The sequence below is a fragment of the Acinetobacter chinensis genome (genome assembly GCF_002165375.2).
Classification (GTDB): Bacteria; Pseudomonadota; Gammaproteobacteria; order Pseudomonadales; family Moraxellaceae; genus Acinetobacter; species Acinetobacter chinensis.
Genome location: NZ_CP032134.1, coordinates 71,462 through 84,860, shown reverse-complemented (window position 1 = coordinate 84,860; position 13,399 = coordinate 71,462). Strand labels below are relative to the sequence as shown.

The window sequence follows — 13,399 nt, the reverse complement described above, 5'->3', positions numbered from 1 at the left end:
GTTATTTTTAATATACAGATACATTAAATATGTATCTGTATAGACTGATTTTTTCCTGTTAAAGCTGACCAATAACCTGCTGAATTACTGTAACAGTTTTATTCAGGCTGGCTTCACTCAGCGTTGGATGAACCAGAAACATCAGACTGGTTTCACCCAGCTGCTGCGCATTCTCAAGACGCTTTTCCGGTCGCCATGGTGTATTGTCAAAAGCATGCTCAAGATAGACTTCCGAACATGATCCACTGAAACATGGAACACCCTGTGCATTGATTTCCTGCATAATCCGGTCACGTGACCACCCTTCAGGTAATGCATCTATATTGACCTGAACATAACATTTATAACAGGCATGTACATAATCCTGCGATGGACGGTGTACTGTAAAAAATGGACTGTCATCAAATGAAGTCAGAATCTGATTCATGTTCTGAGTTCGTTTTGCTGTCCACTCAGGCATACGGGTCAGCTGAATTCGACCAAGTACTGCCTGCATTTCCATCATTCGCCAGTTTGTACCGAATGAGTCATGTAACCAGCGGAACCCTGGCGGATGCTGTTTGTTGTAGACACTGTCATAATTTTTACCATGGTCTTTGTATGACCACATTTTTTTCCACAACGTTTCATCATTGGTTGTGACCATTCCACCTTCACCGCCAGTCGTCATGATTTTATCCTGACAGAAAGACCATGCTGAGATATGTCCAATTGAACCTGCAGATTTACCTTTATACTTAGCCCCATGCGCCTGTGCACAATCCTCGATGACATACAGACCTTTTTCTTCAGCCAACTGCATGATTGGGTCCATATCACACATCCACCCTGCAAGGTGAACACAGATGATGGCTTTAGTTTTTGTACTGAATACAGCATCTATAGTGCGACGGGAAATATTCTGCGAATCAAGCTCAACATCTGCAAATACAGGCGTTGCACCTGCTGTAATAATTGAGCTGACTGAAGCGAGAAAGGTTCTGGAGGTCACAATCACTTCATCGCCAGGACCGATGTTTAATGCTTTCAGCGCAACATCAAGTGCTACGGTACCGTTGGCAAGTGCAACTGCATACTCAGATTCTGCGAACTGTGCAAATTCTTTTTCAAATTCACGGCATTCCTGACCCGTCCAGTAATTCACCTTATTTGAAAGTAATACTTGAGATACAGCATCCGCCTCTTCCTGAGTGAAACTTGGCCACGGTTCAAATGCAGTGTTTAACATATTATCTGTCCTGATTTCTGAGCGGTTTAAACTCTTATTTCTTCTCTAAAATTCGTGCCGGGTTACCGACAACAGTCACGCCTGGTGGTACGCTTTTCGTTACAACAGCCCCCATTCCCACCACCGCCCCTTTACCAATCACTAAAGGCTTATCCGGCGTACCCTGCTTAATAACTGCGCCTGTTCCGATATAGGCATGGTCTTCGATATGAATATTACCATTACATTTTACACTCGGTGCAAAAGTAACATAATCGCCAATCACACAATCATGCGCAACATAACTATAAATATTGGCATGGAAAAACTTGCCAATTTTTATATTTGAAGTCAGACATGTAAATGGGCAGAGTAAACTGCCTTCACCAATTTCCACTTCATCCAGAATTACTGTATTCTCAGCTTTCACTTCCAGATGCTGAATGCTGTCTTCATTTAAACGTAATACAAGTTTTTCACGAACGATGCTGTTTGCAATAGCAATTGTAACTGATTTTGAAACTGCTTTATGTGATTTGAAATCATGATAACTTAGTATTGGATATCCATTCAGATCTGTTCCTGCTTGCCCATCATCAATAAAAACAAAGCATTCTTTTTCTATATGAGGGAATTGTTGGCGCACCAAAGGCATTACTTCTTTACCAAAACCGCTGGCACCATACACTCCATACAATTCAACTGTCATTCTGTTTTTCCTTTTCATGTGTACCAGTAAAACGAGTCATCGTTGCTTCGCCCTCTGCACTGATATCGTCTTTTGCAATCACTTTATGTACGGTTTTAAACATAATTTTAAAATCAAGCAAGGTGGATCGGTTCTCTACATACCAGGTATCCAGCTTAAATTTTTCTTCCCAGCCAATCGCATTACGTCCATTCACCTGGGCATGACCCGTCATGCCTGGGCGCACATTATGGCGTTTTGCCTGTTCTTCATTATATAAAGGTAAATACTCCATAAGTAATGGTCGAGGACCAACAATACTCATATCACCTTTAATTACATTCCACAGTTCCGGCATTTCATCCAGACTGGTTGAGCGCAGCATTTTACCAAAAGGCGTTAATCGCTCACTATCGGGTAAAGGATTACCTTGTGCATCCACCCCATCTTTCATGGTGCGGAATTTAATCATTTCAAAAGGTTTGCCGTTCAGACCTGGACGTACCTGACGAAACAGAACAGGAGATCCCAGATTCTTTTTTACTTTACGTGCCACGATAAAATACAAGGGTGACAGCAAAATCAGAGCAATAGAGGCGATGATGATATCGAGTATTCTTTTCATTAATCAGTCCTCATCGTTCAAAACAACATTTACAAGTTTTTCTGCAATCTTTGTATAATCCAAATTCTGAATAACATAATTTTTACCATTATCCCCCATCTCATGACGCTCACTGTCACTTAAACTGTATAACTGTATAACTGCGTCAACAATAAGTTCGGGATCTTCTGCCTCAATTCTGATACCAGCATTTGCAAGTTCTACCACATCCCCTTTACCGGAAAATGCATGAATAATAGGTTTTGCAGAAAAAAGGTATTCCGGTAATTTATTCGGAGCAATCCCAAATCTATAAAGAGAATTCTTCTGCCACCCTATATAACAAACATCAAAATAAGCCAACATAGACTGAATCTGCTTTTTAGGTATCGCATCAATAAAAGTAACATTACTTAAGCCTAAGGATTTAACTTTATTGACCAGATCTTCTTTTTCTTTACCCGCACCTACTAATACAAAATGAATATCTTTTTGTTGCTTCGACAGTGATTTTGCAGCTTCAATTAAATCATCAATTGCATTCGCAACTCCTATAGTCCCAGTATAGCCCACAATGAATTTATCATTTGGAATTTGATTAATAATATCAATATTCAATGGTTCTCTATGTGTCACTTCTTCCAAAGAAATCCCATTGGGAATCCAATGAAACTTAGCTCTGTCAAGACCTCTTGTTTGCATATGCTCTACGGCATTAAACAGATTGGAAAACACAAAATCAGCTTTTTTATAAGCTCTGTCTTCTATCCATTGCATAAAACGCACAAAAGGATGTTGAGGAGAGTGACCACCTAGCTCAATCCATGTTAGAGGCCAGATATCCCGTACTTCAAAAATAAATTTTGCTTTAAATTTATTAGAGAGATATTTTGCCCCAAGATAGCCAACAAGTGATGGCGATGAATAAAGAACAATATCTGGTTGATGTTCCATTAAAGGCGGTAATTTTTTTAATGCCCATGAAAATCTAAACCAGTTAATGACTCGCTGCTTACTGTGAGCTTCCTCATATTTTGGTAAATTTATCCATACGAATGAAAAGTTTGGTGCAATAGCCTCCAAGAGATAGGGAGATTTAAATTGTTTAGGTTTTCGTAATAAATGACTGTACCCACCTGCAATGACATAAACCTGATGCCCCATTTTAGCTAATTCAGAGGCAATATAATAATGTCGTCCACCCATTGCAGTCTCAGGAGTAGAACTGTATTGATTAACAATCCAAAAAGTTTTCTTAGTATTCATACGCTACACACTAATCAAAATAACAGCACACTTAATGCTGTTTGTAAATAACAATTTCAGCATATTATGATTTAAATTATTAATACAAAAATCCTCATTCAAAAATTAACAACTCATTTTCTTTCATCAAAAACATCTGCATGAATTTTATAAAAATATTACGAATCCTCACAATAAAAAGAAGAATAATCATTGATTACATTTTCAGAAATAAAAGGAAGTAAAAGTTTCTTTAACTCAAAATCAGATATTTTTATATCTTTATCCAATAAATTGTTTAATGCCTCTGAAATACTAATACAATCACATGGGTCAACGGTATAAAGAATATTTTCATTACTGAACAAACCATCTATTCCTTGATTTTTTGAACATATGGCAATACAACCTTGACTGATAGCCTCAATATAGACCATACCAAAAGTCTCTAAAAAGGATGGTACCAATAATATATTAGAAGAACGATACTTCAACAAAAGCTCTTCTTTAGGAATTTTATCTAAAACAGACACCCAATCAGGTATTGAATTAATCTGACAGATCTTTTTAAAATCTGTCACACTACCCCCAATAAATTCAAGCTGAAAATCCCCTCTTAAGTTATAAAGAGCAGAGCAAGAATTAAAAACTGCCATAATATTCTTATTAAGATCAAAACTGCCTACAAACAAAATCTTTTTGTTATTAATGCTTAAATTATCAAAATAATAAATATTATCAACCCAGTAATCATTTATCGGATTTGGTATAAATTTAAACTTATTTGAATTTTTTTCTAAAAATAGTGTTTTTTCACCATTTTTCATTAACACTAAGCTAGGAAAATAAATATATTTAGACTTACTTGCTATCAATCTGAAAAACAATCTTAAATGATAGCCATATTTAAAAAATATAGACACATCAGTAGTTCTTACAAAAGTACTAAATACTGTTCCAAAAATAAAATAAAGATACAAACACAATACACCATCAGACCCAAAAGTATAAGACAAAGCTTTGCTTTCCTTCATATCTATCTTATAAAATTTTATTTTGGAAATAATCATAAAAATAATTATTAGTGATTTTATTATTGGAAAAAATTTCATGTACTTATTAACATAAAAATATTCAACAATAATATTATTTTTACTAATATTATTTCTACCAATAAGCCCCCTATTGCTACAAGGTACAAAAATATAATGATTAATATTGCTGTATTTTCTTGATAATTTTAAAATAACTTCACTATGAACCTTATTTCCAGTGAAATTATTACAAATATAAATATAAGATTTCATGCACACCTTCAATCATATATATTCTTTATTTAAAACCTTCATAAAAACGATGCCTTACATGAAGGTGACTCCCCACCATACTATTTATATATCATTTATTTTTTAGATCAAAAATATCATGATTCTCCAATAATTTACGATAGGAAAATATCATCTTCTGCTCCTGAACCTCCCAAGAGTTTTCGCATGCCACATCATAAGCATTTTTCTTCATAGACACCAAATCTCTAGTCAAAAAATCATCAACCGCTTGATTAATACCTTTTGAAGAAAAATCACTAATTACTACCCCCATATTATTCTTAACTACTAATTCAGACATATCTTTCATATTAGAGACCAAAACAGGTAAACCCGCCATAGAATATTCGAATAGTTTATTAGGCATACAATAATAGTAAGATAAACAAGTATTTTCGATTAAAGAAATACCTAAGTCAGCTGATGAAGTATATTCCAGCACAACCTGTGGTGATACTGCTGGGAAAAAGAAAATATTATTATAATTTTTAGCTAAATCAGTTATATCTTTCTCTAATTCACCATATCCCATAAAAACAACCACAACTTTGTCATCTTTTCTATCTCTAAATGCATCTAAAATTAAATGAATACCTCTACCATAAAATAAACCACCTTGATAAATTAATATGATTTGATCTTCGCGAATATCCAACTGCTCCCTGAAATGGTTATTTTTTTTCATTTCTCTTTTATTTGGTGCATTTAAAACAACAGGAGGACGTTTGATGTCATATTCTTTTTGATACCAATCAGCAATACTTTCACTAACAACTATTGTCATATCAACATGTTTTATCAACTTTGACTCAAAAAATCTGCTTATTTTCTTCCTTACTCCTTTTAAGCCATTACGCTCCACCTCAAGCTCGTGGGTGTCATAAATTAATATTGCTTGAAAGCAATATTTTAAAAAAAGTCCAAATGGAAGCATACTCAAAGAATGAATGTTTATCATTTTTATATTTTTATCTTTATAATAATTATAAATTGAAAAACAAAACTCTATATACTTTATGACTTGCATAAAAAGACTTTTATTTAAACTTCTACTCCTTAAAGAAAACCTTTTCAACTCTCTCTTATTGTCATAATTAAATTCACTATCCAACCCTTCCTTGTATAAAGCTGCAATATATAGCTTATCCACAATACCAGAATCAACTAAGCTTTTAGTCTGCTTCAAAACACGACTTGCATTTGTGAATTCATTCAAACTTATATGAAGATTTCTCATAATCACTTACTCACACATTATCAATTAATTGGAAATAAGAATATTTCATTGCACATTACTTCCATAAAAGCTTTATCTGACATAACTTAACTTCAATTTTTTCATTGAAATAAAAACAAAAACTAACGTGATTATAATAAGAGTAATATTTAATATAAAATTAGAAAAACTTGTAACTGACAACGATCTAAAATACAAAATCACCCACACATAGTAACCTGCTCCGATAGGAAGCTCTCTAAATTTCAAAATAATGCTATCTAGAATTCTTAAAACAAAACCTATAAAAAATGAAAATGGTGCAATAAAAATTGGGCCGAAATTAGCGTAAATCTCTGCCCAATAAACTGTTGGCATAGTTCCAACAATTCCTAATTGTTCTAACTGAGGGTTTACCCAATTCATAACCAATACGGTTAGCCTAACAGGCTCATATGGAAATATTCCCTTTGGATTAGGAAAACTTTTCCCATAAAGAAAATCATAATGTTCAGGAAATAATTCCAAATAAAAATATGCTGGTGTAATACTTCCTGTAAAAGTTCTAGATAATACTGAGTTAAAAGCATCCGACACCGACAAACTTTTCATAAAAAACATATACATACATATTAATATAGAAAATATTGGAATTGAAATTTTGAATATTGATTTAATAGGAATTAAACCCTTCCTACAAATAATCGTATTTACTAAAAACATTCCTACAATTAACCAAATTAAAGGGGCTTTTTCTGTAGCCATTAATGCAATAAATCCATTAACTACAAACAAGAATAAGACAACATATAAATCTTTTTTATTATGAAAAACCAACCATTGTGCATAGAAAGAGAATAATAGAAATTTTAAAATATCTTCCATAAAAATACTGTATAAAAAATATGAACCTTCAAAATTATTCCCCATATCACTTCTTAAGCTTTGTATTCCACTTTTACTTTCAAAAGAAAAAATATTAAAAATAGCAATTTCAGGAACAGCTTTAATATAGAGATAAAGAAAAACAATCCCGATAACAATGAATATGTATGATTTTAATCTTTGAATATTATTAATTTTTTTTATTCTTTCAATAGAAAAATGTGAATCAGCTAAAGATAAAGTTTTTTTAGCAACCCCTCCTCCTAGCATTATAAAAAAAATTGATAGTGAGGAAAAAAACCAAACCAAGAATATAGTTTCCCTATCAATGACTCCATTTGAAACTCTCAACGGATCCATATGGAAAAATAAAAATATTATCCCTATATATGCAAAGACAAAAATGCTAATTAAAAGAAAATTTAAAATTCCAACCTTAAGAATACTTTCTTTAAATATATATTTATACACATATAGTGCTAAAACCGGGAATAGAAAAAAAAGAATTACGAACAAAAATTCAAACATTTGATTCTCTTCCAATTTTCAAATTAAATATATATTTAAACAATATCACTCTATTAAATACCTCTTTTTTTTACAGCCCAAATCACAACAAGCATATAAATAAAATAAAATAAAAAACCTGAGAAAATATAATAATCAATAACAAATTCACTCCCAATCCATGCTAAAGCAAATAAAACACCGACACGAATTAGAAAACCAAAAACTTGTAAAATTAAAGCAATTTTTTGAAAGCCAACGATATGCAACGCCATTGAAATGGGTGATGATAAAATTTGCATAAAATACCACGGTATCATTATTAAAATATACTTACCCAAACCCGCCCACTCAATCCCAAAAATAAAATCAAATATAAAAGAACTAATTAAAGCCAATAAAACAAAAGGGATAATGATAATTTTAAATATTTTAATTAGAATAGAAATTGTATAATCATATAATCCTCCATTTATATAATAATGTGGAGCTTGCGACAAATAAACCTGTGACATTGAACTTCCAATTAATGTCATAGGCACACCCAAAAGCTTCATTGCCATCATTAAATAACCAACCTCAGAGCCAGCTAAAAAACCTGCTATAACTATCAATGGCAACTGAATTGCACTTGAGTTTGCTAATGCTTCAAAAGTTGAATATTTAGGAAATTTACTATATTTATGAAAAGTCTTTTTTATTGATGCACTCTTCACTTTTCTTAAATCTTTCTTAGCATCGGCTGCCAATTTAAATATTCCGCCAGAAAAGTTTAAAATTTGCCCTAATATTAAACCCCAAAATCCCCCCCAAACCAACCCAGTTGAAAGGCTTACCCCATTACCCAAAACTGCTTGAGTCATTCGTGTTTGAGAAATATCTTTAAATCTTTTATGACGTGTTGTCCAATATTGTAATGCAGAATATAACCCTGAAACAAAAACACCAAGTGGAATCAACCAAATCCAGTAAGATAATTGATCAATTATTTTATATTTTTGAATATATGGATGACTTATTATAAGAAATATATAAAGAATAATGGTGAGAATAATATTACTAAGTAATGATAATAATAATAAAGCTTTCCCGTCACTTTCATTTTCCGGTATTGGAATAGCAATATCAAACCTTAAACATGAAATTACGGCAAAAATTGAAACAATAGCAACATATACACCCAAGACAGAATAGTCTTCAGGAGTATACAAACGTGTCAAAATTGGTAAGCACAAAAATCCTATCAATTGGGCAAATGCTGTACCACCAACCAACACAGATACAGCCTTTAAAAAGCCCCCTTGCGCATTTAACTTTGCATTAACTTTTTCAAGAAGGCTTTTCACTACTTATTTACTCAAAAGTGCTGCAACAATTTTTTCTTGAGCTTCTACAGTCAAGTAAGGATGCATCGGCAAACTCATCACACGTTCAGCAATTGCATCACCAACAGGTAAAACAGCATCATTTGCAACAGCAGGCTGTTTATTCAGTGGAATTGGATAATGTACCGCTGTAGGAATACCCTGCTCTTTTAACTTTGCTTGTACATCATCACGATTTTCCACTTGAATGGTATATTGCGCCCAAGCACTTTGGTTATATTCTTCAATAAATGGGGTGGTTAAAATACCTGCCTCATTAAAAAGTTTTGTATAGGTTTCCGCAACACGTTGACGTGCCTGCATTTCATCATCCAGAATTTCTAATTTTGGAAGTAAAATTGCAGCCTGCAAAGTATCTAAACGACTGTTCATTCCTACACGAACATGATGATAACGACGATCCTGCCCATGGCGTGCGATCTGACGAATAATTTTTGCCAATTCATCGTCATTGGTAAAAATTGCGCCACCATCACCATAACAACCCAAAGGCTTACTTGGGAAAAAGCTTGTACATGCTACCGTACTTAAATTACAACTTTTACGGCCTTTATAGGTTGCACCAAAACTTTGCGCAGCATCTTCGATTACGGGTAAATTATACTTAGCCGCAATTGCATTAATGGCATCAAAGTCAGCACACTGACCATATAAACTAACAGGAATAATCGCTTTAGTACGTGGCGTAATCGCTGCTTCCAGCTTTTCAATATCCAGGTTATATGTTTTTGGGTTTACATCTACATAAACAGGGGTTGCACCTAACACAGCAACCGTTTCAGCTGTTGCAATATAGGTAAATCCTGGGGTAATCACTTCATCGCCAGAACCGATTCCAAATGCCATCTGCACAATTTGTAATGCATCAGTACCATTTGCACAGCTGATACAATGCTTTGCACCTACATAGGCTGCGAGTTTTCCTTCCAACTCTTTAACTTCAGGTCCAAGAATATACTGACCATGGCTCAATACATTCTGAATCCCCGCTTCAATTTTATCTTTTAAGCGTTCCTGCTGTGCTTTTAAATCAATAAATTCAATCATTTTTGTGCCTGTTGTTTTGTTACATTCTGACCATCCAAACGGTAAATTGCACCTGTATGTGAGCAAGTGGTTTCTGCTTGACCAGCCACAGGTAAATCAAGCTGCTCACCAAACTCACTCATCCAGCCAATCTGTTTCGCAGGAACTCCAACCATTAAGGCATAGGCTGGTACATCCTTATTAACTACTGCACCTGCACCTACAAATGAATATTCACCAATAGTCACACCGCAAACAATCGTACAGTTTGCCCCCAAAGTCGCACCTTTTTTCACCAGGGTATTGCGATATTGATCTTTGCGTTCAATTAAAGAACGTGGATTGTAGACGTTTGTGAACACCATACTTGGACCACAAAAAACACCTTCTTCCAAAGTCACATTGTCATAAACAGAAACATTATTCTGTACTTTACAATGATCGCCAATCACAACTTTGTTACCGACAAAGACGTTTTGCCCCAAGGAAACGCCTTGTCCAATTCTGGCACCACCGCACACATGTACAAAATGCCAGACACGAGAGTTCTCACCAATCTGAGCACCCTCGTCAACAATTGCACTTTCATGTTGATAAAAACTCATCGTGTTTCCCCTTTTATTATTTTACTTTTGCTAACAACGGATGCGGATTACCTGGATTTTCAACAATCGGAGCAATACGAATCACTTCTACTGTTTCAATAGCAGCACGGTTTTCTTCAACACCGTAGCCTTTACCAGCAAGAATACGCTCATAACTTTGCGTATGAAGATCCGTAAAACCACCTGAAAATTCAAGCTCTTCATTCTCAATTGTAATACTGCGATAAGTCAGTTTTTCACCTTTCACCGCATTTGATGGCAAATTGTTTGCATCAATAGACAAGAACCAGCGTACACGTGCACGCTCATATTCCAGATAACCTGAAGCTGTCTTTTCATCACGGAAATGCACTTCATTTTTTACGATATCACCAAAGATGAAATGCAACATGTCATAAAAATGCACACCAATATTGGTTGCAACACCACCAGACTTGTTATCTACACCTTTCCATGATTTTAAGTACCATTTACCACGAGAAGTCAGATAAGTTAAATCAACATCGAAAATTTTTCCTTCAGGTGCTGCCTGCACTTTGTCACGCAATGCAATAATTGAAGGATGTAAGCGTAACTGCAAAATTGAGTTTACTTTTGCACCATACTGTTTCTCATATTGAGATAGCATGTTGAGGTCTTCTGAATTTAAAACCAATGGTTTCTCACAAATCACTTCAATACCATTTTTGAGTGCATATTTCATGTGAGGTGCATGTAGATAGTTCGGTGAACAGATCGCAACGTAATCGAGTTTTTCACCTTTTAATTTCTGATCTTCCACATACGCTTCAAATTCTTCAAATTCAGTAAAAAATTCAGCTTCAGGGAAGTGGCTATCCATAATCCCGACAGAATCATTAATATCCATTGCAACAGCTAAAGTATTACCTGTTTCTTTAATCGCCTTTAAATGACGTGGAGCGATATAACCAGCAGCACCAATAAGAGCAAACTTTTTCATAATTCAATACTTTATAAATTGATTTTTAAAATTACAGACGGAAAACAGTAAAACCTTCAGCTGCAAGCTCATTACGGTCGAACAGGCTTTTTACATCAGCAATAACTGGCTTATCGCAACGCACATATGATTTCAGCTGTGCAGGTGTCAATATCCGGAACTCTTCATGACCAACAGCAACCACCAGACTGTCCACCTGATTTTCAGCATTCACAGTTCCAAGTTCAACGCCATACTCATGTCTGACTTCCTCAGCGTCCGCCCATGGATCAGCAACAATCACCTGAGCCCCCCACAGTTCAAACTCCCTGATCAGATCTGAAACTTTACTGTTTCGGATATCCGGACAGTTTTCTTTGAATGTCACGCCAAGTATACCAATACGGGCACGAGGAACATCCACACCATTTTTCAGCATATGCTTAATCGTGTTGCGAGCCACGTAACGCGCCATATTATCGTTAATCCGTCGACCCGCAAGAATCACCTGCGGATGATAACCAACTTCTTCTGCCTTATGGGTCAGATAATAAGGGTCCACACCAATACAGTGGCCACCGACAAGACCGGGACGGAATGGAAGAAAATTCCACTTACTACCCGCAGCTTCAAGCACATCCACCGTATCAATACCGATACGCTCAAAAATGACTGAAAGCTCATTAACGAGTGCGATGTTAAGATCACGCTGAGTGTTCTCAATTACCTTGGCTGCCTCAGCAACTTTTATACTTGATGCTTTGTGTGTCCCTGCTGTAATAATGCTTGCATAAACACCATCCACCAGGTCTGCAGTTTCAGGTGTACTACCGCTGGTAATTTTTTTAATTTTAGTCAGTGTGTTTACCTTATCACCTGGATTAATACGCTCCGGGCTGTAACCTGCAAAGAAATCCTGATTGAACTTCAGTCCTGAAACACTTTCCAGAACAGGAATACAGACTTCTTCTGTTGCACCTGGATATACAGTTGACTCATAGACAACAACATCCCCCTTCGAAATCACCTTACCTAATGTCTCACTTGCTTTTTTAAGTGGAGTCAGATCAGGACGATTAACGTGGTCAACAGGTGTAGGAACAGTAACAATAAAAAAATTGCAGCTTTTTAAATCTTCCAGATTTGCTGAATAAGTTAACTGCGCTGCCCTAGCCAGCTCTTCAGAAGATACTTCCAACGTATGATCTGTACCACCCTTCAACTCATCAATTCTTTTCTGATGAATATCAAAGCCCACTACCGGGTGTTTTTTACCAAATTCCACTGCGAGCGGAAGACCGACATATCCTAATCCGATAACCGCAATTCTTAGTTCCGAGATCTGTAACATTCCAGAGCCTTATCTTGTATATTTATGTATATAATAAAACAGCTTTTAAGCACAGCATAATATAACAGACTTTTTTTATTCCAGTTATTAAAATCAGAAAATAAATACGAATAAAGCCATTTTTTGTTCTGAAAACAAAAAACAAATTCAAGAAAATATAATAAATAAAAACAATGATATAGAAATAAAATCAATGGCAATATTTATCATTACTTACCAAAAGCATATTGAAACCATCAAAAAATACACATTAACTCGACATGAATTTATTTTTAAATTTAATTCAGTGCACACAATAATAATCGAATAATACTACCGCTATACCAGCTTCCTGGTATAAAATACCAATTACAATTTGTTATATTTTTTTTTATATTGAATTGGGTACAATACCAACTATTTTAATTATCTA

Annotated in this window: 12 protein-coding genes; all 12 read right to left on the bottom strand. The window is 34.9% G+C overall.

Features of this window, described 5'->3' with window-relative positions:
- Nucleotides 1-58 precede the first annotated feature (58 nt).
- Entirely contained in the window at nt 59-1,228 is a 1,170-nt protein-coding gene (locus CDG60_RS01125) for a DegT/DnrJ/EryC1/StrS family aminotransferase (protein WP_087512946.1), read from the bottom strand.
- A 34-nt stretch (nt 1,229-1,262) separates the two neighbouring features.
- Complete coding sequence (locus tag CDG60_RS01120; protein ID WP_087512945.1) at nt 1,263-1,916, bottom strand: acetyltransferase; 654 nt, start codon at nt 1,914-1,916, stop codon at nt 1,263-1,265.
- On the bottom strand, nt 1,906-2,520 hold the full coding sequence (locus CDG60_RS01115) for a sugar transferase (RefSeq protein ID WP_087512944.1): 615 nt from the start codon (nt 2,518-2,520) through the stop codon (nt 1,906-1,908). Before CDG60_RS01115 ends, CDG60_RS01120 begins: the two co-directional genes overlap by 11 nt.
- A gap of 3 nt (nt 2,521-2,523) precedes the next feature.
- A complete protein-coding gene (locus CDG60_RS01110) occupies nt 2,524-3,765 on the bottom strand; it encodes a glycosyltransferase family 4 protein (RefSeq protein WP_087512943.1) in 1,242 nt (413 codons plus the stop codon).
- A gap of 158 nt (nt 3,766-3,923) precedes the next feature.
- A complete protein-coding gene (locus CDG60_RS01105; RefSeq protein ID WP_087512942.1) occupies nt 3,924-5,051 on the bottom strand; it encodes a glycosyltransferase family 4 protein in 1,128 nt (375 codons plus the stop codon).
- Nucleotides 5,052-5,142: 91 nt separating this feature from the next.
- A complete protein-coding gene (locus tag CDG60_RS01100) occupies nt 5,143-6,309 on the bottom strand; it encodes a glycosyltransferase (protein ID WP_087512941.1) in 1,167 nt (388 codons plus the stop codon).
- A 72-nt stretch (nt 6,310-6,381) separates the two neighbouring features.
- The gene (locus CDG60_RS01095) at nt 6,382-7,701 is read right to left on the bottom strand and encodes an O-antigen polymerase (protein WP_087512940.1); all 1,320 of its coding nucleotides are present in this window, start codon (nt 7,699-7,701) and stop codon (nt 6,382-6,384) included.
- A 53-nt stretch (nt 7,702-7,754) separates the two neighbouring features.
- Complete coding sequence (locus CDG60_RS01090) at nt 7,755-9,026, bottom strand: lipopolysaccharide biosynthesis protein (RefSeq protein ID WP_087512939.1); 1,272 nt, start codon at nt 9,024-9,026, stop codon at nt 7,755-7,757.
- Nucleotides 9,027-9,029: 3 nt separating this feature from the next.
- Nucleotides 9,030-10,112 carry a DegT/DnrJ/EryC1/StrS family aminotransferase gene (locus CDG60_RS01085; RefSeq protein ID WP_087512938.1) on the bottom strand — a complete coding sequence of 361 codons (1,083 nt, stop codon included), beginning with the start codon at nt 10,110-10,112 and terminating at the stop codon, nt 9,030-9,032.
- Nucleotides 10,109-10,696 (bottom strand): UDP-2-acetamido-3-amino-2,3-dideoxy-D-glucuronate N-acetyltransferase, encoded by a 588-nt coding sequence (gene wbpD / locus CDG60_RS01080; protein ID WP_087512937.1) that lies wholly within the window; start codon nt 10,694-10,696, stop codon nt 10,109-10,111. Before wbpD ends, CDG60_RS01085 begins: the two co-directional genes overlap by 4 nt.
- Nucleotides 10,697-10,712: 16 nt before the next feature.
- Complete coding sequence (locus CDG60_RS01075; RefSeq protein ID WP_087512936.1) at nt 10,713-11,657, bottom strand: Gfo/Idh/MocA family protein; 945 nt, start codon at nt 11,655-11,657, stop codon at nt 10,713-10,715.
- A gap of 31 nt (nt 11,658-11,688) precedes the next feature.
- Nucleotides 11,689-12,987, bottom strand: coding sequence for a Vi polysaccharide biosynthesis UDP-N-acetylglucosamine C-6 dehydrogenase TviB (gene tviB / locus CDG60_RS01070; protein ID WP_087512935.1), 1,299 nt, complete (start codon nt 12,985-12,987; stop codon nt 11,689-11,691).
- Nucleotides 12,988-13,399: the final 412 nt, after the last annotated feature.